Raw genomic sequence first — 25,365 nt, 5'->3', positions numbered from 1 at the left:
TGATAGGGTTCCAACCCATCGATGCAAGGGAGAAAATTATGTGGTTAACCCGACTTTACCAAGCAGCCGTGATTTTCATCATGGTAAGCATCCTAACGGCCTGCGCTGGCGTCAGCCCTGATGACTATGCAGACCAAACGCCAGAATTTTTACTCGAAGAATACTTTGACGGGCAGGTAAAAGCCTGGGGCATGTTCCAAACCAGAAATGGCAAGGTACAGCGGCGTTTTACGGTAGATATCGATGGCCAAGTCAATGGCGACCAAATCATTCTCGATGAACATTTTGAATACGACGACGGAAAAACCGAGCGCCGGGTTTGGGAGATTGAACGGATTGACGAACAAACCTACCGAGGGACCGCAGGCGACGTAGTTGGGTCTGCCTCCGGTGTGCGCAGCGGTAACGCACTTAACTGGAGCTATGTGCTCGCTTTAGATGTTGGCGATCAAACTTGGAATCTGAAATTTAATGATTGGATGTACTTAATCGATGATGAGGTGCTAATTAACACCGCCGATGTCACCAAATTTGGTTTTCGAGTTGGCCGCGTCACCCTATTTTTCCAACGCAATCCGCAAGCGAACGATAGCCCATGAACGTTACCCGCATAGCAGCAAGAACCATTCTAATAGGCTTACTCGCGGTATCGGGTATCCAGCAAGCAGCGGCAACTGTCACTCAAAATGGTGCGGAATTCCCGCGCCAAATCATGCTCAATGAGCAGTCGTTAACGTTAAGCGGCACGGGCATTGTTCGTTATCGTATTGTTTTTATTGTTTATGCCGCCGGGCTTTATTTGCCTGACGGCACAACATCTGACGCGGTACTTGCAAATCAAACACCCCGGCGGTTAGAAATTGAATACTTCCACACCATCTCGGCAGACGACATTATTCTGGCAGCCAATACCAAACTTGCAGAGCAGCGCTCACCGGAAGAATTAAAGGCCCTTCAGCCTTCGATTGACGCCTTTCATGCCCTTTTTCAGTCTGTTGAAAAGGGAGATCGATATCGGATGGACTATATTCCCGGTGTTGGCACACAACTAAGCTTTAACGGTGAGCCAGTCGGCACTGTGGCTGGCGCCGACTTTGCGGCCATTTACTTTGGCATTTGGCTAGATAACCAATCGCCATTATCTAAACCGTTACGCGAAGACCTGTTAGAAGGCACGATGCCGCGCTAATGCCTCAGCAATCTCTGACTGAAAGTCTAAGGCATCCTCCCGCGGGCGGGTAATTAGGCTTACAACAACGAATAACGTTGTGCTGACGGCGGCCACAGAAAACGACAAAACCGGGTCAAAAACGCTAATTTTAGCAATCATTGCCAACCAAACCGCCACCACAGACCCGCCTAACATACCGGCTAACGCGCCCGTAGCTGTGCCACGTTGCCAAAAAAACGCGCCGATAATGGGCGGCACGGCAACCAACAAGCCCGCCGCCGAGAGTGCGGCGAGTTGCTGCACGATTTGCGCCTGCTGCAGTGCAAAGTAACTGGCAAATAAAATAACAATCGCCATTACCATACGACCCGCCAAAATCTGCTGCGCATCGGTTGGAGCAATCACACGCGGCAGAAAATCACGCGCAACCATTGCACCCACTGTCAGCGCAATCGAATCTAATGTTGAAATGGCCGCTGAGAGAATGCCAAGAATTAACAACAGAGCAACCCATACCGGAATCACTCCCGATGTGAGCAATGCCGGCGTTGCCATCGACGTGTTTTCTAGATCTGGGGCCAATTGTAGCGCCGCAAACCCCCACACCACAGCAATGAGCGTAAAGAGCAAACCAAAACCCAACACCCATCGAATCATGCGGCGCATGGCGGCAAAGTCGCGCAAAATAAACAAACGCTGACTCACCTGCGGATTGGATAGTGCAAAGAAAAACCATGGGAACGACAGCGCAACAAATGTGCTCAAACTCCACAAGCCCGGGCCAGGCACATCGAGCCATTCGCCGTGTTCGCTGCGCGCCGTCGAAAGAAACTCACCCCAGCCCCCTAAGGCAGACACCGCAAACCCGACCGCCAGCACGCCGGAAACCACCATCACGGCAGAGAGTGCGGCATCGGTCCACGCCACTGATCGCAGACCCGCGACGATCGACCAGAACATCGCCAGCGCGGCACCAACCGCAATGGCCTGAAAAAGACTAAAAGACCCACCCGTGACACCGGATAAGAGCAAACCGATACCCGCCATTTGGGTGGTGCAATAGGGCAACAGGAAGATCAGGCTAACCGCCGCCATAACCTGCGCCACGCGCCGGTCTCCATAGCGCGCGCCCACCATTTCAGCCGGAGAAATAAAACCCCAGCGTTTTGCAACGAGCCAAAAACGCGGCGCAAACAATACCAATAAGGATAGACCGGCAAAATAAATCAGTTCAAAGCCAAGCGCGCCAATCCCGCCGCGATAGGTTAAACCCGTTAAGACCACCAGCATAAAAGCCGAATAGGTGGTGGCTGCATAAGACAGCCCTGCAACCATGCCGCCCACTGCACGCCCACCCAGAAAATAATCTGTTACCGTGCCCGTATTGGCCCGGGCCGCCAGCACCGCGATGCTTATTCCTAACAGCGCAAATACCCCAATCACCGCCCAAATTAGGATAGGTGAGATCATGACTCATCCTTCCAACGTGCTGTGCCCAAAATCACCATAATGGCCACGCCAACACCAAATAAGAGCCAAAATCCCGCAATCATAAAACTCGGCGAACTCCCACCAAGCAGGCCATAAGGCACATAAACGCCGGCCACAACCAGCAATGCCATGACAATAAGCCAAAGACTGCGTTTACTTAGTATTGTCATGGGTACCTCCCCAATGCCGAGCTCGCGGATCCATGCCCGTTAAAAGCTGTGCTGCCACTGCACAGGTTATACCGAATGGTAAGTAGCCAGCGTAGCCTAGTAAGGGCATCTCAAACAAATGCAGTACTTGGGCATGCGGAATGTGGTAAGTCCAGCGGGCTAAACTGAACACATTCCACAACTCCCAGCACAAGCCACAAAACAAGGCGGCAACCACCGTTAGCCAAGGATCCCGCCAATCCCCTTGGGCAACGGGCATAAATAGGTGACGCTGCCCGTTTAGTGCCTGCAGCGCCACCATCAATAATGGGGGCGCCGACCATAAAAATGAATAGAGCGCATCCGGCCAGATTGCCACGGCAATCAAACCCGCCACACTAAGCAACAGCGCAATGAAAGCAAAGCGTTGAGGATGCTTTGGATTGATGGGGGCAAAGCGGTCAAGTCCGCCACTAACCGCCGGCCAAGTGGCCAGCCAGTCACGCGTAACCAGCACTGCCGGCAACACAGTGCTAAAAGGCAAAGCCGAGCGCAGGAACCATTGAACCGCCTCGTGCGTACCAACTCCGGTGCCTTCATAAATCCAATTGCCGGTAAATTGGTTCAAAAATTCAAACAGATACCAAAACAAAGCACTAGCTGGGAAAAGCGCCAAAAACCGCCAAGGCTCTTCGATCATCATCACGCGCCCACCACGCCGCTGAACCCAAGCACTCACCGCAACGGTGTAACCCACCCATAATGGCGTAAAGCTCAGGCGGCGCGCCTCTTCAAGCCCGGCAATCGGCACCCATGCAATCACCCAGCTAATGATTAGTAGCCCGAGCCCTGCCCAACCCCACCATGGATAGCTACCTAGCCGATGCTGCGAGATGCCTTGTTGGGCCGACCTTTGCAATGTTGATTGGAAAACCTTAACGATAAACGGGCCTAAAACCGCCAAAATGGCAGCGAGATAGATGGCAAAGATCCATGGCGTAAAACTTCCTGGCGCGGCCGACAGCGGGCGCGGCGGGAATCTGACAAAAACACTAGGATCGCCACCAGCCACCCACACCCCAAAAAGGGGCGCGAACACCATTAGCAGCACAACCCAAAATAAGGGCCAAAAATAACGCAGCGTGACCCGATCACTCGCCATCAGCTTTGCCTATCTCTACCGCCGCCCAGGTAAAACCCAGCGCCTCAATATCCTGCTGTAAAGTTTGCATGCCCTCAGCTACTTCATCAGGCGCACCTCTCACGCCAAGCTCTAAGGCAAACCCTTCAATGCGCGTGTTGGGCAGGCAAGACAGCCGCAACGCTGGATAGCGCTGTTCAAATCGCTCAAGCAAAGGGATAACATCACTCTCACGCGCCCCATCCACCCCAATTGCCTGTTCCACCCAGCGGGCTGAATCTTGCCACTCTAAGTATTCGTGATCTAGCACCCACTCCATCATTGGCCAGGCCATATTGGGGAAACCAGGCACAAAATGATGGCGCGCAACGCTAAACCCGGGAATCTGATTGACAGGGTTAGGGATTAAACGCGACCCCACTGGAAACTCGACAAGACGCATTCGATGCGGCGGCTCAACAGGGCTTCCAAATCGCGCTTCTAACGCGGCCACACCCTCGGGGTGCGGAGCGATACCCACACCTAACGCCTCTGCTGCACACTGCCGGGTTCTATCATCCGGCGTTGCACCAATCCCCCCGCAGCTGAACACGACATCTGGCCCTGCCATTGTTTCTTTGAGCGTTTGGGTAATCAGGGGCGCCTCGTCACTGATAAACCGACACCACCTGAGTTCAAGCCCTCGCGCTGCAAGCAGGCTGATCAGGTGGGAGAAATGCTTATCCTGACGTTTGCCGGATAAAAGCTCATCACCAATAACAATAAGACCAAAGCCTTGCATTAGCGCACCGCTGCCCTTTCAACGATTCCAGACAGCATGCCCTGTAGTTCAGCCAAGCTGGCTACTTCGTGATGCGGTACTGCAGGAATATCAGCAGGCCAAGTAGCCCCGTCTCGGTTCAACCACACCGCTTGCATGCCAAAATTAGCAGCGCCAGTCACATCGCTATGCACATCATCACCCACATGCACAACGCTTTGTGCTGCTACTCCGGCTCGATTGAGTGCCGTCTCAAAAACAAGCCGCGATGGTTTAGCAGCACCAATTTCAACCGCCGATAAGGCAAAATCAAAATACCGATCTAACCCAAGTCGATGCACCTCCGCATTACCATTGGTAATCGCACCCAATCGTACTTTGCCATGCAATGCCTCCAGCAGCGGTATCGCATCGTCATATAGACGCACAGCATGCCGGGCGTCCAAAAATGCCTCAAAAATCTCATCAACCATTTGCTGTAGGGCTTCACCACTCAGCCCCCCAACCTGACCGGCACGCCACAACGCCTCACGGCGCAATGCGGTTACGTCATGTGCAATATCGGAGCGGCTTTGCATGACTTCGTCGCGGAGTTGACGCAGACCCTCAAGGTCAAAGCGCGCGGCCACATCGGGGTAGCGCTGCTCTAAAAGCCCCTGCGCCACTGACTCTGCGTGATGTAGTACACCGGTCAGATCCCACAAGGTAAAGTCGAGATCAAATGTGACCGCATTCACCGGCCCAACAAATGGTTTTGTCATTCTTTTTCCTCAGTTAGCGTGCGCCACACGCAGGGCGCATTGAGTTTTTCATCGAGAAAATCAAGCCAAGCATCATGTGCCTCCAAGGCCGCTTCATTTGGCTGCGGCGTGGCAAGGCGCGGCCGATCCCTACTTAGACGCTGAATTGGCGCGACAACCGCATCTACTGCGCCGGACGTTGCGCCGCCCAAGTGCAAGGCGGCCTGACCGCCCGTCATTGCCAAATAAACTTCAGCTAGCAGCTCAGCATCTAATAACGCGCCATGTAACTCGCGTCGCGTATTATCGATACCGTAGCGGCGACACAGGGCATCCAGACTATTGCGCTGTCCTGGATGTCGTCGGCGCGCCAACTCCAAGCTATCTAACACCGTGCAATGATCGGTGACACGGCCCCAGGCAGTGCCCATTCTCTCCAACTCGTAATCCAAAAAGCCCACGTCAAATGGGGCATTGTGAATAATGAGCTCGGCGCCCCCAACAAAATCAATGAACGCTTGTGCAACGTCTGAAAAACGTGGCTTATCTGAGAGGAAGTCATCGGTTAACCCATGAACCGCCATGGCATCTGGATCAACGGGCCGCCCGGGATTTAAATACTCATGAAAACGCTTCCCAGTGGGGCGACGCTGCTCTAACTCATAACAGCCGATTTCAATAACGCGATGGCCTTCCTCAGGCGTAAGGCCCGTTGTTTCAGTATCTAAAATCACCTGTCGCATTAGCGGCTCACTGACTGCATTTCATCGATACCCTGATTAGCCAACGCATCCACACGCTCATTTTCAGCATGGCCAGAATGACCACGCACCCAATGCCAGCGCACGTCATGCTCGCTCGCGATAGCATCAAGGCGTTCCCATAAATCACGATTGGCCACCGGTTTGCGGGATGCCGTTCGCCAATTGCGCTGCTTCCAACCCGGCATCCACTCAGTAATACCGCGCCGCACATACTCTGAGTCGGTTGTTAATTCCACCCGACAAGGTTCTGACAGCAAGCTCAGCCCCTCAATCGCAGCGGTAAGCTCCATCCGGTTATTGGTCGTGTTGGGGTCGCCGCCATAGAGCGTCCGCTCTTTTTCTCCATTGCGTAGTAAAACACCCCAACCGCCAGGGCCAGGATTGCCACGACACGCCCCATCTGTATACATTTCAACCGTTTTCATTGCTTTATCTCCTCGCGTGAATGGCGGGCGCCAGCCTCAATCCACCCACGCGGGCTTAGCTCAAGTTTTCGCAAACGCCGTAACGACGGATGCGTGGGTCCGGGCACACGTTTTTGCCCGATGACGAGATTAACACCGCCTACCCACCGCAAAACTGGCCCCAAACTTTGATTATACGGCATGGCACGAACGCGCTGCCGCAGCAATAGTGCCAGTGCATCAGGCGAGCGTGGGGTTAAGCCAAGCACTAACATCCAATCAGCTAAACGTAGCGCGCTTAAATAACGCCCAGTCCAAGGCGGCTGCCCATGCTTAAAAGCGAGCAAACGGCGTAACCCCCACAGACTATAGGGGTTGAAACTTAAAACTAACAAATGCCCTTCGGGCGCCAATACCCTAACCGCTTCACGCATCACCTGATGCGGTCGATCTGCAAATTCGAGCTGGTGAATCAAAATCACCACATCCACGCTCTCGTTCGCAAAAGGCAGAGCTTCGGGCGCCCCTTGCAAGTCAACGGGGCCTTGGCGCCAATCATCCACAATCCACTGCCTTGCCCGTCCAAAAACAGCTGGACAGTGCCCCGCGCCATAAGCACCCACCTGTAAAACGCGAGTGGCATAAAGCCCGGCAAGCCGGCGATTGAGCAAACGTACCTCACGCTCAGCCAATTCTTGACCTGCCGTAGACGCAAACCACGTGTGCAGCGAGTGCATCGCCTCAGGCACCCCTTTGTTTGTATTTCAAATTTTGCCTCTAATTTGAGGCGTGCGTCGAGTCGGGTTAGCATGCACGCCATGCTCGAAATTACACCGATCCCAACTTTATCAGACAATTATACTTGGCTGGTCCGTCAACCAAAGAACGGCAAGGCAGCGGTTGTTGATCCAGGTGAAGCCGGGCCGGTGCGCTCAGCGCTCGAAGGTATGGATGCCGAGCTATCTGCCATCTTAATTACGCACCATCATCACGATCACATTGGTGGGGTAAAAACCTTGGCGCAAGGGAACGTTGTGGTTTACGGGCCTGCTGACTCAAACATTGCTGGTATCACCAATCCGGTACGTCCTGGTGACCATATAGAGCCCGCTGAGCTATTTATTGATCTTGAAATCATCGCCACCCCAGGGCATACGCTGGATCATATCGTCTATTACGGGGATGGCATTTTGTTTGCCGGTGATGCATTGTTTGCCGGCGGTTGCGGGCGGCTTTTTGAAGGGTCTGCTGAGCAAATGCAGCATTATCTTGCAACACTGCGCGCGCTGCCAGATAACACAAAAATTTATTGCGGCCATGAATACACGTTAAAAAATCTAGAATTTGCGGCCGCTGTTGAACCAAACAATACGCGCTTAGCGTCACGTCTTGACCAGGTGCGCAGTCAGCGGGCACGAAACGGGATCACGTTACCTTCCACCATGGATGAAGAAAAAGCGACCAACCCGTTTTTACGCTGGGATAATGCCGATGTAGCTGCCAGCGCCAGCCAATGGGCGGGGCGATCGCTAAAAGAACCGGTCGAAGTGTTTGCGGCACTTCGGCAATGGAAAGATCAATTTTAGGAACACAACATGCGCTGTCTTCGCTGGGGCTTCCCCATCGCTTTGATGCTGACGATCTCTGGCTGTGCGTCTCTGCAAGACAGCAGCGGTCCTGGCAGTCAATCATCCACCCCCGGCGGTAGCGGCGGTTATTTCTCGCCAACAGCGGCCTCCGCATCAACCCAAACGGGGATGCTAGCTGAGACATTGACTCAACCCTCCTCCGAAGCCATCGAAAGCAATGATGTATGGGATCGGATTCGCGCCGGTTTCACCCTACCAGAGGGTAATGCCGCGCGCGTTGCCAAAGAGCGCCAGCGCTACGTTGGGTTAGAAGATTTTTGGATTACCGTAAGTGAGCGAGCCAGTCCGTATCTATTCCACATTGCTGAAGAAATCGATACGCGCGGGCTGCCGATGGAAGTGGCCTTATTGCCAATTGTAGAAAGTGCCTATAAGCCCACGGCCTACTCTCATGGCCGAGCCGCGGGTTTATGGCAGTTTATACCCAGCACCGGGCAGCATTTTGGCCTTGATCAAAATTGGTGGTATGACGGCCGCCGTGATGTGCTCGCCTCCACAGACGCCGCACTGACCTATTTAACCTATCTGCATGAATTCTTTGATGGCGATTGGTTACTGGCTTTTGCCGCGTACAACGCTGGACAAGGCACCGTGGCCCGGGCAATTAAACGTAATGAAGCGGCCGGCAAACCCACCGATTACTGGTCGCTAAGCCTACCCCGCGAAACCATGCAGTACGTGCCCCGACTACTGGCTGCCCGGGATATCGTGCTAGACCCACCGGCTTACGGTGTAGCGCTCGTACCTATCGATAATGAACCGGCGATATCAGTGGTTGAACTAGCGCATCAGTTCGATTTAGCGCTTGCCGCAGAGCTTGCGGGCATTGACATGGAAATGCTCTATGCACTCAACCCAGGCTACAACCGCTGGGCAAGTGCGCCGGAGGGGCCACATCGGCTTCTGCTTCCGCTAGCGCAAGTTGATCAATTCAATCAGCGAGCCGCGGAAGTTCCGCGTGAGCAGTGGATGCGCTGGCAACGGCACCTTGTCAGTCCAGGCGAAACCCTAGGCGAAATTGCTCAACGCTACCGCATTAGCGTATCGGCCTTGCAAGAGGCGAACAATATTAATGGGCATATCATCCGCGCTGGTAGCGATCTTTTGGTGCCGGTTTCAAGCCGACCCACCGGCACAGAAAATATTGCGGGGTCTACGCAAAGCGAGCAACGTTTCAACCATGTGGTGCAGCCAGGCGAGTCGCTATGGGCCATCAGCCGCCGCTATGGGGTGAGCGTTGATCAATTGGTCAGCTGGAATGCGTTGAGCGCTGATAACACGCTACGCGTGGGTGAGCAGCTTACGGTTTGGTCAACAGAATCGGCGCCGACTAGCAACCTGGCCAGTAACGCAGTCGATACGATTCAACAGGTCAACTATACGGTTCGTCAGGGCGATTCACTGTATCGAATTGCCGAGCGCTTTCGAGTGACCATTGCCGATTTACGACGCTGGAACAACTTGGGCAGCAACAATTTGTTGCAGCCTGGACAACGGCTTCAGCTACAGGTTGATGTGACCGCCGCTCAGTGATCAGCGGGCAATGTCACATTCACCTCTAATACTTCGCAATCGCCGTCTCGTTCAACTTGGATTTTGACAGCATCATCATCCACGCTCGTATAGCGCTGAATAACCTCAAGAATCTCATTTTGCAGCGCTGGGAGATAATCTGGCCCGCCACGACCGCTTCGCTCACGCGCTACGATTACCTGCAGGCGCTCTTTGGCTACCGAAGCTGAGGCACGCCGTTCAGATCGAAAATAATCAAGAAAGCCCATAATTGCCTCAGCCTCCAAACAGCTTGCTAAACAATCCCTTTTTATCGGTCAAAAAGCGATGATCCCGCTTCTCACCTAAAAAGCGCGCAACCGTATCGTCATACGCCTGGCCTGCATCCGATTTTTCATCAAGAATAACCGGCATACCCGCATTCGATGCGTTGAGGACTGCTGTTGATTCAGGAATAACACCCAATAGATTAATCGAAAGAATTTCGCAGACATCCTCAACGCTCAACATCTCTCCCTTACCGACCCGGGATGGAGAATAGCGTGTCACGATCAGATGCTCTTTAACGGGATCTTCTCCGCGCTCGGCACGTCGCGTTTTACTGGATAACAACCCCAGTACGCGGTCTGAATCTCTGACTGAGGAGACTTCTGGGTTGGTTACTACCAGCGCATCGTCGGCATAGTACATGGCCAGATGCGCACCGCGCTCGATACCTGCCGGAGAATCGCAAACGATGTAATCAAACTCCTCAGCAAGGCCTTCGAGCACCTTTTCAACGCCCTCTTGGGTCAGTGCATCTTTGTCTCGGGTTTGTGAGGCTGGAAGAATGGCAAGATTATCAACTCGTTTGTCGCGAATGAGCGCCTGATTGAGATTGGCTTCTCCATGAATCACATTAACAAAGTCGTAAACGACTCGGCGCTCACACCCCATAATCAAATCCAAATTACGCAGGCCCACATCAAAGTCGACCACGACAGTACGATGCCCTGCTCTCGCTAATCCTGCACCGAATGCAGCACTGGTGGTCGTTTTGCCTACACCGCCTTTACCGGATGTCACCACTACAATTCTTGCCACACTAACCTCCCGGGTTAAACGCGGGCTGGATTTGGAGGCTATCTCCCTCCAGCCACGCCATTGTCGATATCCCGCCTAGGGCAGGATCTATTTGATCACTTAACTGGTAATGACCCGCAATTGCGAGCAACTCCGCACGCTGATCCATACAAAAAATGCGCGCATCAGTGGCGCCCTGAACCCCTGCTAACGCTCGGCCTCGCAGGGTGTTATAAACATGAATATGGCCATCCGCCATAATTTCAGCCCCCGCACTAACGGGCGCAGTCACGACAAGATCGCCCCCGCGCGCGTAAATTTGCTGGCCAGAGCGAACCGGCTGGGTAACCACCTGCGCAGGGCCAGCTGGCGCGGCGGCGGGAGCCGGTTTCTCTCGAGTTGCCGCTGCCAGATTCCGGATTAGCCCCAAACCGGCTGCCGATGCCAGCGCCTCGCTCACATTCATGCTGCCCACCGGCAAAAGGCCGCGCTCTTTGAGGCCTTCTGCCACATCGCGCAACGTTTCTACCGTTACGTTAAGTCCGTCTGCCGGGGCTAAAACGAGGGGAACACCCGAGAAAAGATCTGGCGCATTGGTCAACCGGCCATCCAGTTGGCGTAACACCTCTGAGGTATCAGACGTCAACATGCGCAGCACCATAAAGGTGCCCATGCGGCCCTTAATTTCAATCGCCATCAGTCGAGCAGTCGATTCATGCGCCGAACAAAACTAGCGGGGTCGTCTAAACGCCCCCCCTCCATCAGCACTGATTGCTCAAATAAAAGCACGGCCCAATCATCAATAGACGCGTCTGTCATCTGCGCCAAACGCTCGATAATGGCATGCTCGGGATTAATCTCAAGAATCGGTTGCTGACTGGGCAAGTCATGGCCAGCCGCCTTTAGCATCCGCTGCATGTGAATGCCCAGCTCGCCTTCGTCAACCACTAAACAGGCGGGCGAGTCCGTTAATCGATGACTGACTCGAACATCTGAGACACGATCACCCAGCGCAGTTTTTACCCGTTCGATCAAGTTGCTCACAGATTCTGCTGGAGGCTCGGTCGATTCCGCTTGATTCAGATCCAACTGGCCTTTTGCAATGGCTTTCAAGGGATGCCCATCAAACTCGGTTAGATGGGTGGTGAGCCATTCATCTACCGGCTCTGCAAGCAGTAGCACTTCTAATTCATGCTTGCGAAAGGCTTCTAGGTGCGGGCTATTGCTAACGGCAGCAAAAGATTCACCCGTTAGGTAGTAAATAGCGTCTTGGTCTGGCTTCATCCGGACAATGTAATCTGCCAAAGACACGCTGGGCGCGGATGTTTCGTGTGTGGAGTAAAAGCGCAGCAACCCGGCAATGCGTTCCGCATTGGCAGGGTCTTCGACTGGCCCCTCTTTGAGCACCGTCCCAAACGCGCTCCAAAAACTGTTGTAGCGCTCTGATTCCTCTTTAGCCAAACGCTCTAAAGCATCGAGTACGCGTTTGATAGAAGCCGCCCGAATTCGGTCAATCAACCGATTATGTTGCAGCAGTTCACGCGAGACATTGAGCGGCAGATCATCTGAATCAATAATGCCACGCACAAACCGTAGATACCGCGGCATCAATCGGTGTTCGCGATCTTCCATAATGAAGACCCGACGCACATATAGCCGTAGCCCGCTTCGCCCCTCTGGCTCGAATAAATCAAAGGGTGCCTGGCTGGGTAAGAACAGCAATGAGGTGTAGGCCTGAGCACCTTCAACCTTGTTATGCAGCGTTGCTAACGGGGGCTCGGTATCAAAGGTTAACTGCCGGTAGAAGTCGTGATAATCGCTATCGCTTAACTCCGATTTCGGTCGCATCCACAGCGCAGAGGCTTGATTGATGGTTTCCAGTTCGCCGTTTTCTTCAGCAATCAAAATTGGGATGGCGATGTGATCAGAGTAGCGCCGAACAATTGACTTTAGGCGAAAACGGTCGAGAAATTCGTCTTGCTCTGCACCCAAATGTAAGGTGACTTCCGTGCCTCGAGCCTCACGCGGCAGCGAGGCAATTTCAAACTGCCCTTTGCCCGCTGAGGTCCATAAAACGCCGTCTTCAGGCGCCAAACCGGCACGCCGGGTATGCACTGTTACCTTATCTGCCACAATAAACGCGGAGTAAAAACCAACGCCGAACTGACCAATTAACTGGGCGTTCTGACGCTCATCATTGGTCATTGCTTCAAGAAAACGTCGGGTGCCTGATCGTGCAATCGTGCCGAGATGATCAATCACCTCGGTGCGATCCATACCCGTGCCATTATCGATCACGCTAACGGTTCGCGCTTTTTCATCAACACGAATTTCAATTCGCGGTTCGGGGTCGTCCTCGTTAAGCTCAGGCGTCTGTAGGGCTTCAAATCGCAACCGATCCGCCGCGTCGGCGGCGTTTGAAATCAACTCACGCAGAAAGATTTCACGATTGCTGTAGAGAGAGTGAATCATCAGGTCCAGCAATTGCTGGACCTCTGCCTGAAACTCATGGGTTTCGGGATTTTGGGTATCGCTCATTGCGTTAAAACATTTCCGACTGGTCAATCTTATCTGTGCGGCCTGATCCAATCTCAGGAATTTCCCGACCTGGAATATGATCACCGGTTACCATTTGCTTGTAACCCATGCCCGGCCCCACCATCGGATAAACGCCGGCATCCGGATCAATCATAACTTCAAGAAATGCCGGGCCATCGAACCCAACAAAGGCCGCCATGGCTTCATCTAGCGCTTCACGGCTATCAACACGCCGGGCAAACTCAAAGCCATCGGCTTCGGCCGCTTTAACGAAATCTTTTTTATGCAGCGATTTATCGCTACCGGAGAAACGATCGTTAAAGTATAGCCGCTGCCACTGCCGAACCATGCCATCGCCGTTATTATTCAGCAGCAAAATTTTAACGGGCAAACCGTAAGTGGTAACGGTTTCCATCTCACCCAAGTTCATTCGCAAGCTGCCATCGCCATCAACATCGATCACAATTGCGTTTGGATTGGCAAACTGTGCCCCAATGGCTGCTGGCAAACCAAACCCCATCGTGCCCATAGAGCCAGAGGTCATCCATAGCCGCGGGTATTTAAAATCAAGATATTGAGCCGCCCACATTTGATGCTGGCCCACACCCGTGCTCACAATTGCCTCGCCGCGTGTGATGGCGTTTAAAGAGGCCATTACCGCTTGCGGTTGGATTAGGTCACCATCTTGTTTGTAGTCCATGGGATGACGCTTACGTAGCTCTTGGCAATGCGCAGCCCAGCGACTGTAATCTTTCTTAAAGCCAAACGCCCGGCCGTACTCCAGCAAAGACTGCATGGCATGCCCTGCCTCGCCGATATGCGACCAGTCGACGCGTTTAACCTTGCCAATTTCTGCGGCATCAATGTCGATATGCGCAACATGCTCGGCAAGTGGTGCAAACAATTCGGCTCTTGCGGCCACGCGATCGTCAAACCGCGCGCCTACGGCCACAATAAAATCACAGTCTTCTACCGCATAGTTTGCATACGCGGTGCCATGCATGCCTAGCATGTGCAGACACAGATCATCCGTACTATCGACGGCGCCAAGGCCCATTACCGTAGTAACCGCGGGAATCCCATGCTCTTTGGCAAAAGCCATCACAGCCTCAGCCCCATCACCATGAATGGCGCCGCCACCCACGTAAAGCAATGGTCGGCGCGATTGCTCTAGCAAAGCAAAGAAATCTTTGGCCTTTTGTTCAGATAACCGCTGCGTGGCGAGTGCCTCCATCCGCTGGCGATACCCGCGGATGTCCAAAACCCCCTCGCCCTTGAAATGACCCACCCAATTTTGCACATCTTTAGGCAAATCAACGACAACCGGACCAGGCCGGCCAGACCGTGCCACCTCAAACGCCGTTCGAATGGTTTCTTCCAGCTGCTCAGGGCGTGTGACTAAAAAAACATGCTTGGCGCAGGCGCCCATGATGTTAACGATGGGGGCTTCTTGGAATGCATCGGTACCCATCGCACTGCGCGGTACCTGCCCCGTAATTGCCACCACAGGAATCGAATCAGCCATACAATCGCGAATGGGTGTGACCGTGTTGGTGGCTCCAGGCCCGGAGGTGACCAGAAACACCCCCACTTTGCCCGAGCTACGCGCATACCCTGCGGCCATAAAGCCTGCGCCCTGCTCGTTGGCCGGCACGACCAAGCGCATGGGTTCTTCTTCAGGCTGGGTGCGGTTACGCTCGTTAAACCGAAATACCGCATCGTAAGTCGGCAGAATCGCACCACCGCTATAACCAAAGACCGTATCGACGCCTTCCTGGGCCAATACCTCGATTACCATCTCCGCACCGCTCATTTGCTCGCCTGCGCGCGGATGGGTCGATTGAACTTCCTTCGCGTCGGCAAGGCACTTCGCTTCGCTGGGGAGAGCTGCTTCTTGCATGATCATCTTCCAAAATCAGTAAGTTGTGTTCACCTTGTCATCATACCGTATTGTTTCTGGGATTAAAGTGCAGCGACGCCGAATTAATGCAGTAACGAAGCCCCGTAGGCTCTGGACCATCAGGAAAGACGTGCCCCAAATGTGCGCCACATTGATGGCAAAGCACCTCGACCCGACGCATCCCCAAACTCTGATCAGCCTCCTCATCAATGTTCGCGGCTTCTATCGGCGCCCAAAAACTCGGCCAGCCTGAGCCTGAGTCGTATTTTTGCGCGCTGTCGAATAAGGGCGTATCACAGCAAATACAGCCAAAAACACCATCGCCTTTAAAGTCGTTGTAAGTACCCGTAAACGGTGGCTCAGTGCCCTTTTGCTGGGTCACACGATACTGCTCTGGCGTTAAACGCTCTTTCAAATCGGTCATGAGGCTCAGCTCCTTTAAGATTTGCCCTACAATAACGCGTTCATTTTAACCGAGCGAACCCATGAGCCAGTCTGACAACATTATTCTCGTCAATATCTCCGGCAGTGACCGCCCAGGCATTACCGCAGCACTCATGAGGGTGCTTGCGCAGTACGATGTGCGCGTGCTCGATATCAGTCAGGCGATGGTGCATGAGAATTTGGCTCTAGGTATTCTCATTAAGCTTGCAGACGAAGCGCATTCTGCACATGTTTTAAAAGATCTGCTCTTTGAGGCGCATACCCTAGATTTGCGGGTTCGCTTTCAGCCGGTCAGCTTGTCCGAGTATCAAGGCTGGGTGAGTGGAGAAAATCAAGCACGCTATGTGCTTACGTTACTTGGACGAAGAGTGACTGCTGCACAAATCGCACGCATTGCAGCGGTAACCACCACTCATGGGCTGAATATCGAAGATATTGTTCGGCTATCAGCCCGCAGCCCATTGCACGACGAAAATATCGACAGTCGGGCTTGCTTAGAGTTGTCGCTACGCGGTGAGCCGGGTGACGAAGACGCCATGAAATCTGCGTTTCTCTCCATTTCTCAGGAAATGGATATCGATATTTCATTTCAAGCGGATACGTTCTATCGACGCAATCGCCGCCTCGTTGTGTTTGATATGGATTCGACACTTATTCAGCAAGAAGTGATCGATGAACTAGCGCATGAAGCGGGCGCAGGCAAGGCCGTTGCCGCTATTACAGAAGCCGCGATGCGTGGCGAGATTGATTTTAGCGAGAGCCTGAAACGCCGAGTTGCCGCGCTAGAGGGGCTTGATGCCACGGTTTTAGAGCGCGTTGCAGAGCGGCTGACTTTAACCGAGGGCGCTGAACGACTCATTAAGACCCTGCAAATGCTGGGTTATCGAACGGCCGTGATCTCAGGTGGGTTTTCATTTTTTGGGCAACACTTAAAAAGCCAGCTTGGACTCGACTATGTGCATGCTAATGACTTGGAAATGGTCGATGGCCGCCTAACGGGCCAGGTTCTAGGCCCTATTATTGATGGTGATCGCAAGGCCGAATTGCTGCAAGATATTGCTCGGCAGGAACGCATTGCACTGGAACAGGTGATTGCGGTGGGGGACGGCGCAAACGACCTGCCAATGCTAAGGATTGCTGGCTTAGGTATCGCTTTTCATGCGAAACCCTTAGTACAGCAGAGCGCACGGCAAGCCATTTCAACCATTGGCCTCGACGGCGTTCTCTACCTGATGGGTATGAACGACGCCGAAAGTCCGTATTAGTTGCTGCCCTTGGCCTTAACCTTTTCGCGAATACGTGCGGCCTTGCCACGGCGATCGCGCAGAAAGTAAAGCTTAGCCCGGCGCACATCACCGCGGCGCTTGACCTGAATGCTCTCGATTAGAGGGCTATGCAGCTGGAAAACCCGCTCAACGCCCTCGCCATGCGAGACTTTACGAACCGTAAAAGAAGAGTTTAGGCCGCGATTGCGCTTAGCAATGACCACACCTTCAAAGGGCTGCGTCCGCTCACGGTTACCTTCACGCACCCATACGTTAACCAGCACCGTATCGCCCGGGTTCATGTCGGCCAATGACCGCCCGGTTTTTTCTACCTGTTCACGCTCCAGCGCTTCGATAATGTTGCTCATTTTTTAGCCATGCTCCGACTTGTATGAATCCAGAAGTGCCTGATCTTCAGCACTCAACTTAACTTGTTCAATCAGCTCCGGACGCTTACGCCAGGTTCTCCCGAGTGCCTCGCGCCGCCGCCATTGGGCTACCGCACCATGATCGCCACTCAACAGCACCTCTGGCACTGAACGCCCGTCAATCTGTTCAGGTCGGGTGTAATGCGGGCAGTCTAAGACTCCGCCCGTAAAAGCATCTTGGACTGCCGACTCAGAATGCCCAAGAACACCCGGCAGTTGCCGTGCAACTGCATCAATGGTGACCATGGCAGGCAGCTCACCACCGCTTACCACATAATCACCAATTGAAAGCTCTTCATCGACTTCTAATTCGATGAGTCGCTCATCAATTCCTTCATAACGGCCGCACAACAGAATAATCCGTTCCCGTTGCGCCAGCGATGCCGCTATCTCATTATTAAGCTGACCCCCCTCAGGGGTCAGATACACAACCGATGCTGGCTGGTCAGCCTGCCGCGCTGCCTGAATTGCGGCGCGCAATGGCTCTACCTTCATGACCATTCCGGGGCCGCCCCCGTAAGGTCGATCATCTACCGTGCGATGCCGGTCAGTGGCGTAATCGCGCGGATTCCAAGTGACTAATTCTATCAGTTTTTGGTCTGCCGCCCGTGCAATCACGCCGTAGTTTTGCACGGCTTTAACAAACTCAGGAAACAAAGTAACTACATCAAACCTTAATGCAGTCAAAACGTTGCATCCCAATCTACAATCACACGGCCCGCCGCCATATCCACTTGCTTAACGTAGAGTTCTGGAACAAAGGGGATTAACCGTTCCCGCTCACCTTGAACCACCAACACATCGTTAGCACCTGTTTCCATCAGGCCAGTCACGGTGCCTAAATCTTCTCCCGTGACTGTTTGCACCTGCAAGCCTTCTAAATCGGCCCAGTAGTATTCCCCTGGCGCCGGAGGCGGTAAATCCGCCTTTGGGATCTGAATTTTGGCGCCGCGTAACGCTGCTGCCTGATCCCGATCATTAACATCTTTTAGCTGCGCTACCAGCCCACGCCCCTGCGCTTGGCCTTTAATCAGCGTTGCTGTTTGTTCACCCGACTCGCTGACAAGCCGCCAAATCGGGTAGCTAAAAATATTCTCCCGAGGCCGAGTCCAAGAACGAATTTTGACCGCGCCCCTGACACCGTGCACGCCAACAATATCGCCGAGCTCAATCCAATCAGCCCCGCTCATCTCAGCGGCCAGCCTTGATTAATCAGGCCTCGGTAGCCTCAGCGGCTGCGCCACGGCGTGCCTGGCGAATCAGTTGGCTAACGCGATCACTAGGCTGCGCGCCCTTGGCCAGCCATTCGTCTACCCGGTCAAGATCGATGCGCAACGGCACTTCTTGCCCAGCGGCAATCGGGTTAAAAAACCCAACCCGCTCAATAAACCGGCCGTCTCGGGCGTTACGCCGATCGGTGACCACTAAATGATAGAACGGACGCTTTTTAGCGCCGCCGCGCGATAGTCGAATCGTAACCATGTTTGCTTTAGGCCTCTTGCCATGCCTTGGGATAACCCGCGATTGTACCTGTCTGCTTAGCGCCCGCCAAGCCCCGGAGGCATTCCACCCCCAAACTGGCGCATCATCTTCTTCATGCCGCCTTTTTTGAGCTGCTTCATCATCTTTTGCATTTGCTTATGTTGTTTCAACAGCCGGTTAACATCTTGCACCTGCATGCCCGCACCTGCTGCGATCCGGCGCTTGCGTGACCCATTGATCACATCGGGCCGGCGGCGCTCATCCGGTGTCATCGAATCAATGATGGCTACCTGCCGGCGCACTTGCCCATCATCTAACTGATTTCCAACCTGCTGACTCATCTGCCCCATGCCCGGCATTTTATCCATCAAACTGCCTAAGCCGCCCATGCGCTTAATTTGCTGCATTTGATCACGCAAGTCCTCCAAGTCAAAACCTTGGCCTTTTTTGAACTTATCCGCCATGCGCTCGGCTTGGCCGCGATCTACGCTGCGTTCAACTTCTTCAACCAGGCTAAGCACATCACCCATGCCCAAAATGCGCGATGCCACCCGATCGGGATGAAACGCCTCTAGGGCATCGGTTTTCTCGCCGATACCTAAAAACTTAATCGGCTTGCCAGTGATTTGCCGAATGGACAGCGCCGCACCGCCGCGGGCATCACCATCTGTTTTGGTTAAAATTACGCCCGTTAATGGCAAGGCTGCATTAAATGCCTGAGCCGTATTGGCGGCGTCTTGGCCCGTCATGCTGTCTACCACAAACAGCGTTTCCACCGGCTGCACTGCGGCATGAATCCGCCCCACCTCGCTCATCATTTCTTCATCGACATGCAAACGACCAGCGGTATCAACGAGCAGTACGTCGTAATAGCCAGTGGTTGCCTGCCCCAGCGCTGCCTTGGCAGTGGCAACCGGATCCTGTGTTGTATCGGTCGGGTAAAAATCAAACCCCACCTCGCTAGCAAGGCGCTGCAGCTGATCAATAGCCGCCGGGCGATAAACATCAAGCGACACGGCCAGTACTTTCTTTTTATCCTGCTCGATAAGGCGCCGGCCAAGTTTGGCGATACTGGTTGTTTTACCAGAACCCTGCAAACCCGCCACCATAACAACAGCCGGCGGGCGGGTGCTTAAATCAAGCGCATCGTTTTGCTCGCCCATCAATTGAACGAGCTCTGCATGCACAATTTTTATAAATGCCTGCCCGGGTGTGAGGCTTTTCATTACCTCTGCGCCGAGCGCACGTTCACGCACATCCGCAATAAAATCTTTAACAACCGGCAGGGCCACGTCTGCCTCTAGCAAGGCCATGCGAACCTCACGCAGCGTTTCCTGAATATTGTCCTCAGTCAGCCGCCCTTTGCCGCGCAGGCGCTTGCCGATGGCCTCAAACCGATCACTCAGGTTGCTGAACATTAGGTTCGTCTCCGTTTTCTTTTCAAACTGATGCAGGAAATTGTACTAGGCCCTACAGTTTATGCCATCATCAAGCCTTGTTTGCTTTGCAAAGCTCGCCTTTTGCGCATGAATCAAATCGTCGCGTTACCGATAGCGGTAATTCTGTACAACGCAGCACTGATTGCTCTGGTAGTCGGTTTCCGCGGGCTTATGCCCATGCGCCGCGCTGAGCATCTGGCTATTCTGCTGGCAGTACCCGCATCTTTAATTCACGCCGTTTTGGTTTGGCAAAACCTTTATACAGCAGCGGGCATCAACCTTGCGGTTGTGAATGCGGCCTCACTGGTGGGCTGGCTTACCGGGATTACTCTGTTAATCGCATCCCTTCGTCAACCTGTTATTAGCTTAGGCGTGGTTATTTTCCCGTTAGCAGCGCTCACTTTAGCGTTGGCGAGTTTATCCGCGCCGAGCACTCAGGCCCTGGTGCCCATCGGTGCCGCCGTCGATATCCACGTGATCTCCTCAGTACTGGCCTACAGCATCTTTGCGCTAGCGAGTGCTCAAGCGTTGCTGCTGGCCTGGCAAGACCATGCGCTACGCCGGCGGCATCCAGGGGGGTTGCTCGGCGTTCTGCCCCCCCTTCAGGTCATGGAAGCGCTGCTCTTTCAGCTGCTCATTGTCGGTTTTATCTTATTGTCTTTTGCGTTACTCACCGGCTGGTTGTTTGTAGACAACCTCCTTGCTCAAGACCTTGTGCACAAAACCGTGATCTCCGGGCTTGCTTGGATTGTCTTTGCAGCCGTTTTAGTCGGCCGCTACTTTGCCGGTTGGCGTGGGCGCACAGCGGTTCGTGGCACGCTAGGCGGCTTTTTGCTTTTGGCCCTTGCCTACTTTGGCAGTAAAGTCGTTCTCGAACTCATTCTAGGCCGCTGAGCAATACACTCTATGGACGCTATCCCCCTTTCAGCGCTCTTTGGCATCCTTATCGGACTGATCATTTTGTCGGCGTGTTTTTCTAGCTCTGAAACCGCGCTGATGATGCTAAATCGATATCGCTTACGCCACTTAGCACGTGACGGGCATCGTGGTGCTCGCCGGGCCGAAAAGCTATTAAAGCGACCCGATCGGCTGATTGGCATCATTTTGTTGGGCAACAACTTCGTCAATATCACCGCCTCTGCTGTTGCCACATTGATTGCGCTTCGGCTTGGTGGTGAGGGCGCATTAGCAGCTGCAACCGGCTTACTCACCCTTGTGATTTTGATTTTTGCCGAAGTAGCACCGAAAACACTGGCAGCACTGCGCCCCGAGCGTATTGCATTTCCCGCGGCTTGGATTCTTGGCCCCCTGTTACGCGTTCTCTACCCGTTGGTTTGGTTAACGAATTTAATTGCCAATAGCATCCTGCGGATATTTGGCATTAAGCCTGACCAGGAAGGCCATTCAACGTTAAGCCGCGAAGAACTGCGGACCGTCGTTAATGAGGCGGGCGCAATGATTCCGCAGCGCCACCAATCGATGCTGCTCAGTATTCTTGATCTAGACAAGGCAACCGTTGAAGACATCATGATTCCGCGCAATGAACTTAGCGCGATTAATTTAGAAGACGACTGGGCAACCATTCGCGAACAAATCATTCGCTCTGCCTACACACGTTTACCGGTGCATGAAGGCCCCATCGACAATATTCAGGGCGTGCTACATGTGCGTCGCAGTCTGGCTGCGATGGTTACTGGGGAGATGGGCCCTGAGCAGTTGCGCGAAAGTTTAATGACGCCGTATTTCATCCCTGAAGGCACGCCTTTGCATGTGCAAATGCTGAATTTTCAGTCGGCTAAACGGCGGATGGGGCTTATTGTTGATGAATATGGCGATCTTACTGGCCTTGTAACCATCGACGATATTCTTGAGGAGATTGTTGGCGAGTTCACCACCGACCCTGCTGAGAACATTAAAGACATTCATCCACAGCCAGATGGCAGCTTTCTGGCGGTTGGCAGCGCAAGTGTTCGAGAACTCAATCGCCTACTGGGTTGGACCGTGCCCGCGGATGGCCCCAAAACACTCAATGGATTGATACTGGAATACTTAGAAACCATTCCAGAGCCCGGCACCAGTTTTCTGATCGATCGACACCCGGTAACCGTGCTCCAAACGGAGGAAAACCGGGTGAAGGTGGCGCGGCTGCAACCGCCTGTCAAGCCTGTATCAGATCGTGGCTCCGCCCGCTGAGCGACGCCAGGTTGTACCGCCCGCGCCATCTTCAAGGACCACACCCTCGGCGAGTAGTGTTGCTCTAATTTCATCAGCTCGGGCAAAGTCACGATTGGCACGCGCCGCCTCACGCTCAGCCACTAAGGCATCAATACGTGCTATATCACCCCCTACCGTAGCCGCCCCGCCTTGTAAAAACTGCTCCGGATCATCCATTAACAACCCAATGGTTTGGCCCAATTGACGTAAACAGCAACCTAAGCTTGCGGCCGTTTCCTGCTTACCCGCCTCGCGCTGCCGATTAATTTCACGCGCCAAGTCAAACAGCACAGATAGCGCAAGTGGTGTATTGAAATCATCATCCATGGCGGCCGTAAAACGAGCCTTCCAGCTGTCGTTAATGGCGTTAGCCTCTGCTGGCAACCCTCGAAGGGCGGTATACATCCGCTCTAACCCCGCGCGAGCTGCATCCAATGCGGCATCATTAAAATTAAGTGGGCTACGATAGTGAGTGCTTAACAAAAAGAGCCGAACCACCTCGGCAGGATGTGCCGCCAAAACATCGCGAATGGTGGTGAAATTGCCCAATGACTTTGCCATCTTCTCGTCATCGACTCGCACATGCCCGTTGTGCATCCAGTAATTCACAAAATGCTTGCCGGTGGCCGCTTCTGACTGGGCAATTTCATTTTCATGATGAGGAAATTTTAAATCCACCCCCCCGCCATGAATGTCGAAATGCGCACCCAAATGGGCAATCGACATTGCTGAGCATTCAATATGCCAACCCGGGCGGCCCATTCCCCAAGGCGATGGCCAGCCAAGCTCATCGTTTGCCGCGCCTTTCCATAATGCAAAGTCAGCCGGATCTTGCTTATGCTCTCCAGGCTCGATGCGCGCGCCCGCTCTCAGTGATTCAAGACGCTTACCCGAAAGCGCACCATAGTCAGGAAAACTGGCCACCGAGTAATACACATCGCCGTTCACTGCATAGGCATGCCCTGAATCAATCAGCTGCTCAATTAACGCAATAATCTCGGCAATATGCTCGGTAGCGCGCGGCTCTGCATCAGGGCGCAAACAGCCTAAGGCGTCTGCATCTTCATGCATCGCAGCAATAAAACGCGACGTTAACGAGCCGATCGGCTCATCAAGCTCGGCCGCGCGACGAATAATTTTATCGTCAACATCGGTGATATTGCGGATGTACTCCACCTGATAACCACTAAAGCGCAGATGCCGAACCACGGTATCAAACACCACCATCGCCCGGGCATGACCCAGGTGGCAGTAGTCATAGACCGTCATACCGCAAACGTACATGCGCACATGCGGTGGCTCGATAGGCCGAAAAACTTCCTTTTTGCCGCTTAAGCTGTTGTGAACCTCAAGCATCCCGCGCTGCTCCCACCGCAATCGCCGCCGCAGCTTCAAGGCGCTGACGAGCAATGGCCGCTGGCATCAGCGCAATGATGCCGCCTAAACCCGGGCCAGACTCAAGCCCAGTCAATGCCAAGCGTAACGGCTTCATAAGCCCACCCCCACGCTGACCTGTTGCTTGCTCAAGCGACGCCTTTAAAACAGACCACTCAGCGCCCCGATCCGATTCAATGACCGCTAACGCCTGAGTGAAAAAATCGGGCCCCACCGAACTCATCCGCTGCTGCGCGGCCTCTGTGTGCGATGCCAGCAAGGCAGATCCAAATAACCGTGCCGCCCAGTCGTTAATCTCTTGTGGAAAGCGCATATTCGGCTGAACAAGCCCTACCAGCTGCTCCAGCGCGGCAGTATCAATTGGCCCATCAACGCAATTCGAATCAAACGCATCCAGCAAGTCAGCCACGGGCGCTTGTGCCATAGCCAGATCCTGCCAATGATCCAACTGACGGTAATCAAATAACGCTGGGCCTTTTGCCAAATGCCCCGGATCAAATGTTTGGGCGAAGTCATTCAGCGTTTCAAGTTGATCGCTAGCCCCTGAGTATCCGAGGCGCGCTAGATAATTGAATACAGCCTCAGGCCGATAGCCAGTGGCTCGTAAATCCGCAATGCTTGCTGCGCCGCTGCGCTTGGATAAAGGCCGGCCTTCAACACCCACCACCAATCCCAAATGCCCGTACGCGGGCACCGGCAAATCAAGCGCTGCTAAGACCAGCAACTGCCGTGGTGTATTAGCAATGTGATCTTCGCCCCGCAGCACATGGGTAACGCCCATCAAGGCATCATCCAGCGCGTTTGCGAACAAAAATGCCGCGGTGCCATCGGCCCGCCGAATCACAAAATCACCCGGCAACCGATCAGAAGAAATTGCCTGCTCACCGCGCACAATATCCACATACTTTAGCGACCGCGCAGCGGGTACGCGTAAGCGCAAACTGGCGGCTTCTCCGGCCTGCATGCGTGCACGGGCCTCGGTAGGATCAATCTCGGCGCAATGCCCGTCATACCGAGGGGGTTTGCCAGCTGCTTGTTGCTGGCGACGTAGCTTATCCAGCCGCTCAACGGTGCAAAAACACGGATACGCATGGCCGCTATCCAAGAGCCGATCAAAATAGTCGGCATGAATCTCTGCCCGTGCTGACTGCTGCCAGTTAACCGGGGGCTGCCCACAATCTGGCCCTTCACCCCAATGCACGCCAAGCCAGCGTAAATCTTCCATAACAGCAGCGAGCGCGTCGGCCTGATTTCTGGCTTCGTCGCTATCTTCTATCCGCAATAAAAAGGTGCCATTTTGGCTTTTTGCCAGCAGTGCACTAAAAATGGCCGTTCGTAAGTTGCCGGCATGCAGCAACCCCGTAGGACTAGGAGCAAATCGTGTTTTTACAGGTCGTTTTGTCATGGCGCATCATGT

General features: G+C 53.7%; 28 protein-coding genes. 7 read left to right on the top strand and 21 right to left on the bottom strand.

The window, feature by feature from the left end; translation table 11 throughout:
- Positions 1-38: 38 nt before the first annotated feature.
- Complete coding sequence (locus GH984_RS08740) at positions 39-599, top strand: DUF3833 domain-containing protein (protein ID WP_153719817.1); 561 nt, start codon at positions 39-41, stop codon at positions 597-599.
- The gene (locus GH984_RS08735; protein WP_153719816.1) at positions 596-1,189 is read left to right on the top strand and encodes a chalcone isomerase family protein; all 594 of its coding nucleotides are present in this window, start codon (positions 596-598) and stop codon (positions 1,187-1,189) included. Before GH984_RS08740 ends, GH984_RS08735 begins: the two co-directional genes overlap by 4 nt.
- On the opposite strand, the gene GH984_RS08730 is transcribed toward GH984_RS08735, so the two are convergent.
- Genes GH984_RS08730 through GH984_RS08695 form a run of 8 tightly spaced genes read right to left on the bottom strand, consistent with a single transcriptional unit; the run spans position 1,166 to position 7,357 of the window.
- Complete coding sequence (locus tag GH984_RS08730; protein ID WP_153719815.1) at positions 1,166-2,641, bottom strand: sodium:solute symporter family protein; 1,476 nt, start codon at positions 2,639-2,641, stop codon at positions 1,166-1,168. The two genes, GH984_RS08735 and GH984_RS08730, sit on opposite strands and share 24 nt — an antisense overlap.
- Positions 2,638-2,832, bottom strand: a complete 195-nt coding sequence (locus tag GH984_RS08725; RefSeq protein WP_153719814.1) for a hypothetical protein — start codon at positions 2,830-2,832, stop codon at positions 2,638-2,640. The genes GH984_RS08730 and GH984_RS08725 overlap by 4 nt, the downstream gene beginning before the upstream one ends.
- On the bottom strand, positions 2,816-3,973 hold the full coding sequence (locus tag GH984_RS08720) for a hypothetical protein (RefSeq protein ID WP_153719813.1): 1,158 nt from the start codon (positions 3,971-3,973) through the stop codon (positions 2,816-2,818). Before GH984_RS08720 ends, GH984_RS08725 begins: the two co-directional genes overlap by 17 nt.
- Entirely contained in the window at positions 3,963-4,733 is a 771-nt protein-coding gene (locus GH984_RS08715) for a competence/damage-inducible protein A (RefSeq protein WP_153719812.1), read from the bottom strand. Before GH984_RS08715 ends, GH984_RS08720 begins: the two co-directional genes overlap by 11 nt.
- Positions 4,733-5,473 (bottom strand): HAD family hydrolase, encoded by a 741-nt coding sequence (locus GH984_RS08710; RefSeq protein WP_153719811.1) that lies wholly within the window; start codon positions 5,471-5,473, stop codon positions 4,733-4,735. The genes GH984_RS08715 and GH984_RS08710 overlap by 1 nt, the downstream gene beginning before the upstream one ends.
- Complete coding sequence (gene dnaQ, locus GH984_RS08705) at positions 5,470-6,195, bottom strand: DNA polymerase III subunit epsilon (protein WP_153719810.1); 726 nt, start codon at positions 6,193-6,195, stop codon at positions 5,470-5,472. The genes GH984_RS08710 and dnaQ overlap by 4 nt, the downstream gene beginning before the upstream one ends.
- Positions 6,195-6,641 carry a ribonuclease HI gene (rnhA, locus tag GH984_RS08700; protein WP_153719809.1) on the bottom strand — a complete coding sequence of 149 codons (447 nt, stop codon included), beginning with the start codon at positions 6,639-6,641 and terminating at the stop codon, positions 6,195-6,197. Before rnhA ends, dnaQ begins: the two co-directional genes overlap by 1 nt.
- Positions 6,638-7,357, bottom strand: coding sequence for a class I SAM-dependent methyltransferase (locus GH984_RS08695; protein ID WP_153719808.1), 720 nt, complete (start codon positions 7,355-7,357; stop codon positions 6,638-6,640). The genes rnhA and GH984_RS08695 overlap by 4 nt, the downstream gene beginning before the upstream one ends.
- 81 nt (positions 7,358-7,438) lie before the next feature.
- Here GH984_RS08695 and gloB point away from each other — a divergent pair, with 81 nt between their 5' ends.
- Entirely contained in the window at positions 7,439-8,206 is a 768-nt protein-coding gene (gene gloB / locus GH984_RS08690; protein WP_153719807.1) for a hydroxyacylglutathione hydrolase, read from the top strand.
- 9 nt (positions 8,207-8,215) lie between these two features.
- Positions 8,216-9,802 (top strand): LysM peptidoglycan-binding domain-containing protein, encoded by a 1,587-nt coding sequence (locus GH984_RS08685; protein WP_253939189.1) that lies wholly within the window; start codon positions 8,216-8,218, stop codon positions 9,800-9,802.
- Here GH984_RS08685 and minE read toward each other — a convergent pair.
- From minE to msrB, 6 genes are read right to left on the bottom strand one after another with little or no spacing between them, the layout of a single operon-like run.
- Entirely contained in the window at positions 9,796-10,050 is a 255-nt protein-coding gene (minE, locus tag GH984_RS08680; RefSeq protein ID WP_153719806.1) for a cell division topological specificity factor MinE, read from the bottom strand. The genes GH984_RS08685 and minE overlap by 7 nt on opposite strands.
- 7 nt (positions 10,051-10,057) lie before the next feature.
- Positions 10,058-10,864 (bottom strand): septum site-determining protein MinD, encoded by an 807-nt coding sequence (minD, locus tag GH984_RS08675; RefSeq protein ID WP_369692021.1) that lies wholly within the window; start codon positions 10,862-10,864, stop codon positions 10,058-10,060.
- Position 10,865: 1 nt separating this feature from the next.
- Positions 10,866-11,540: a septum site-determining protein MinC gene (minC, locus tag GH984_RS08670; RefSeq protein WP_153719805.1), complete on the bottom strand. Its 675-nt coding sequence runs from the start codon at positions 11,538-11,540 to the stop codon at positions 10,866-10,868.
- A complete protein-coding gene (gene htpG / locus GH984_RS08665) occupies positions 11,540-13,381 on the bottom strand; it encodes a molecular chaperone HtpG (RefSeq protein ID WP_153719804.1) in 1,842 nt (613 codons plus the stop codon). The genes minC and htpG overlap by 1 nt, the downstream gene beginning before the upstream one ends.
- Positions 13,382-13,385: 4 nt before the next feature.
- Positions 13,386-15,281, bottom strand: a complete 1,896-nt coding sequence (gene ilvB / locus GH984_RS08660) for a biosynthetic-type acetolactate synthase large subunit (RefSeq protein WP_153719803.1) — start codon at positions 15,279-15,281, stop codon at positions 13,386-13,388.
- A 40-nt stretch (positions 15,282-15,321) separates the two neighbouring features.
- Complete coding sequence (gene msrB, locus GH984_RS08655) at positions 15,322-15,705, bottom strand: peptide-methionine (R)-S-oxide reductase MsrB (RefSeq protein WP_153719802.1); 384 nt, start codon at positions 15,703-15,705, stop codon at positions 15,322-15,324.
- A gap of 61 nt (positions 15,706-15,766) precedes the next feature.
- On the opposite strand from msrB, the gene serB reads away from it, so the two are divergent.
- Positions 15,767-16,990, top strand: a complete 1,224-nt coding sequence (gene serB, locus GH984_RS08650; protein ID WP_153719801.1) for a phosphoserine phosphatase SerB — start codon at positions 15,767-15,769, stop codon at positions 16,988-16,990.
- On the opposite strand, the gene rplS is transcribed toward serB, so the two are convergent.
- From rplS to ffh, 5 genes are read right to left on the bottom strand one after another with little or no spacing between them, the layout of a single operon-like run.
- A complete protein-coding gene (gene rplS / locus GH984_RS08645; protein WP_153719800.1) occupies positions 16,987-17,358 on the bottom strand; it encodes a 50S ribosomal protein L19 in 372 nt (123 codons plus the stop codon). The genes serB and rplS overlap by 4 nt on opposite strands.
- Before the next feature lie 3 nt (positions 17,359-17,361).
- Positions 17,362-18,105 carry a tRNA (guanosine(37)-N1)-methyltransferase TrmD gene (gene trmD / locus GH984_RS08640; protein WP_153719799.1) on the bottom strand — a complete coding sequence of 248 codons (744 nt, stop codon included), beginning with the start codon at positions 18,103-18,105 and terminating at the stop codon, positions 17,362-17,364.
- Positions 18,102-18,608: a ribosome maturation factor RimM gene (gene rimM, locus GH984_RS08635; protein WP_153719798.1), complete on the bottom strand. Its 507-nt coding sequence runs from the start codon at positions 18,606-18,608 to the stop codon at positions 18,102-18,104. Before rimM ends, trmD begins: the two co-directional genes overlap by 4 nt.
- A 22-nt stretch (positions 18,609-18,630) precedes the next feature.
- A complete protein-coding gene (gene rpsP, locus GH984_RS08630) occupies positions 18,631-18,900 on the bottom strand; it encodes a 30S ribosomal protein S16 (RefSeq protein ID WP_153719797.1) in 270 nt (89 codons plus the stop codon).
- 56 nt (positions 18,901-18,956) lie between these two features.
- Positions 18,957-20,318: a signal recognition particle protein gene (ffh, locus tag GH984_RS08625; RefSeq protein ID WP_153719796.1), complete on the bottom strand. Its 1,362-nt coding sequence runs from the start codon at positions 20,316-20,318 to the stop codon at positions 18,957-18,959.
- 108 nt (positions 20,319-20,426) lie between these two features.
- On the opposite strand from ffh, the gene GH984_RS08620 reads away from it, so the two are divergent.
- Positions 20,427-21,233: a cytochrome C assembly family protein gene (locus tag GH984_RS08620; RefSeq protein WP_153719795.1), complete on the top strand. Its 807-nt coding sequence runs from the start codon at positions 20,427-20,429 to the stop codon at positions 21,231-21,233.
- A 12-nt stretch (positions 21,234-21,245) separates the two neighbouring features.
- Complete coding sequence (locus tag GH984_RS08615; protein WP_153719794.1) at positions 21,246-22,532, top strand: HlyC/CorC family transporter; 1,287 nt, start codon at positions 21,246-21,248, stop codon at positions 22,530-22,532.
- On the opposite strand, the gene cysS is transcribed toward GH984_RS08615, so the two are convergent.
- Complete coding sequence (gene cysS / locus GH984_RS08610) at positions 22,509-23,909, bottom strand: cysteine--tRNA ligase (RefSeq protein WP_153719793.1); 1,401 nt, start codon at positions 23,907-23,909, stop codon at positions 22,509-22,511. The genes GH984_RS08615 and cysS overlap by 24 nt on opposite strands.
- Positions 23,902-25,353 carry a glutamate--tRNA ligase gene (gene gltX / locus GH984_RS08605; protein WP_153719792.1) on the bottom strand — a complete coding sequence of 484 codons (1,452 nt, stop codon included), beginning with the start codon at positions 25,351-25,353 and terminating at the stop codon, positions 23,902-23,904. Before gltX ends, cysS begins: the two co-directional genes overlap by 8 nt.
- Positions 25,354-25,365: the final 12 nt, after the last annotated feature.

It is taken from the genome of Spiribacter salilacus, assembly GCF_009649225.1.
Classification (GTDB): Bacteria; Pseudomonadota; Gammaproteobacteria; order Nitrococcales; family Nitrococcaceae; genus Spiribacter; species Spiribacter salilacus.
This window is presented reverse-complemented; position numbering and strand designations above follow the sequence as displayed.

What these genes read in the sequence shown, in the direction of transcription:
- GH984_RS08720 (WP_153719813.1), bottom strand. Translation starts at nt 3,973, where the DNA reads ATGGCGAGTGATCGGGTCACGCTGCGTTATTTTTGGCCCTTATTTTGG.
- htpG (WP_153719804.1), bottom strand. Translation starts at nt 13,381, where the DNA reads ATGAGCGATACCCAAAATCCCGAAACCCATGAGTTTCAGGCAGAGGTC.
- GH984_RS08740 (WP_153719817.1), top strand. Translation starts at nt 39, where the DNA reads ATGTGGTTAACCCGACTTTACCAAGCAGCCGTGATTTTCATCATGGTA.
- rimM (WP_153719798.1), bottom strand. Translation starts at nt 18,608, where the DNA reads ATGAGCGGGGCTGATTGGATTGAGCTCGGCGATATTGTTGGCGTGCAC.
- GH984_RS08685 (WP_253939189.1), top strand. Translation starts at nt 8,216, where the DNA reads ATGCGCTGTCTTCGCTGGGGCTTCCCCATCGCTTTGATGCTGACGATC.
- msrB (WP_153719802.1), bottom strand. Translation starts at nt 15,705, where the DNA reads ATGACCGATTTGAAAGAGCGTTTAACGCCAGAGCAGTATCGTGTGACC.
- GH984_RS08615 (WP_153719794.1), top strand. Translation starts at nt 21,246, where the DNA reads ATGGACGCTATCCCCCTTTCAGCGCTCTTTGGCATCCTTATCGGACTG.
- GH984_RS08725 (WP_153719814.1), bottom strand. Translation starts at nt 2,832, where the DNA reads ATGACAATACTAAGTAAACGCAGTCTTTGGCTTATTGTCATGGCATTG.
- GH984_RS08715 (WP_153719812.1), bottom strand. Translation starts at nt 4,733, where the DNA reads ATGCAAGGCTTTGGTCTTATTGTTATTGGTGATGAGCTTTTATCCGGC.
- GH984_RS08735 (WP_153719816.1), top strand. Translation starts at nt 596, where the DNA reads ATGAACGTTACCCGCATAGCAGCAAGAACCATTCTAATAGGCTTACTC.
- GH984_RS08730 (WP_153719815.1), bottom strand. Translation starts at nt 2,641, where the DNA reads ATGATCTCACCTATCCTAATTTGGGCGGTGATTGGGGTATTTGCGCTG.
- minE (WP_153719806.1), bottom strand. Translation starts at nt 10,050, where the DNA reads ATGGGCTTTCTTGATTATTTTCGATCTGAACGGCGTGCCTCAGCTTCG.
- gltX (WP_153719792.1), bottom strand. Translation starts at nt 25,353, where the DNA reads ATGACAAAACGACCTGTAAAAACACGATTTGCTCCTAGTCCTACGGGG.
- rnhA (WP_153719809.1), bottom strand. Translation starts at nt 6,641, where the DNA reads ATGAAAACGGTTGAAATGTATACAGATGGGGCGTGTCGTGGCAATCCT.
- rplS (WP_153719800.1), bottom strand. Translation starts at nt 17,358, where the DNA reads ATGAGCAACATTATCGAAGCGCTGGAGCGTGAACAGGTAGAAAAAACC.
- dnaQ (WP_153719810.1), bottom strand. Translation starts at nt 6,195, where the DNA reads ATGCGACAGGTGATTTTAGATACTGAAACAACGGGCCTTACGCCTGAG.
- GH984_RS08695 (WP_153719808.1), bottom strand. Translation starts at nt 7,357, where the DNA reads ATGCACTCGCTGCACACGTGGTTTGCGTCTACGGCAGGTCAAGAATTG.
- serB (WP_153719801.1), top strand. Translation starts at nt 15,767, where the DNA reads ATGAGCCAGTCTGACAACATTATTCTCGTCAATATCTCCGGCAGTGAC.
- minC (WP_153719805.1), bottom strand. Translation starts at nt 11,540, where the DNA reads ATGGCGATTGAAATTAAGGGCCGCATGGGCACCTTTATGGTGCTGCGC.
- gloB (WP_153719807.1), top strand. Translation starts at nt 7,439, where the DNA reads ATGCTCGAAATTACACCGATCCCAACTTTATCAGACAATTATACTTGG.
- ilvB (WP_153719803.1), bottom strand. Translation starts at nt 15,281, where the DNA reads ATGCAAGAAGCAGCTCTCCCCAGCGAAGCGAAGTGCCTTGCCGACGCG.
- ffh (WP_153719796.1), bottom strand. Translation starts at nt 20,318, where the DNA reads ATGTTCAGCAACCTGAGTGATCGGTTTGAGGCCATCGGCAAGCGCCTG.
- GH984_RS08710 (WP_153719811.1), bottom strand. Translation starts at nt 5,473, where the DNA reads ATGACAAAACCATTTGTTGGGCCGGTGAATGCGGTCACATTTGATCTC.
- GH984_RS08620 (WP_153719795.1), top strand. Translation starts at nt 20,427, where the DNA reads ATGAATCAAATCGTCGCGTTACCGATAGCGGTAATTCTGTACAACGCA.
- rpsP (WP_153719797.1), bottom strand. Translation starts at nt 18,900, where the DNA reads ATGGTTACGATTCGACTATCGCGCGGCGGCGCTAAAAAGCGTCCGTTC.
- cysS (WP_153719793.1), bottom strand. Translation starts at nt 23,909, where the DNA reads ATGCTTGAGGTTCACAACAGCTTAAGCGGCAAAAAGGAAGTTTTTCGG.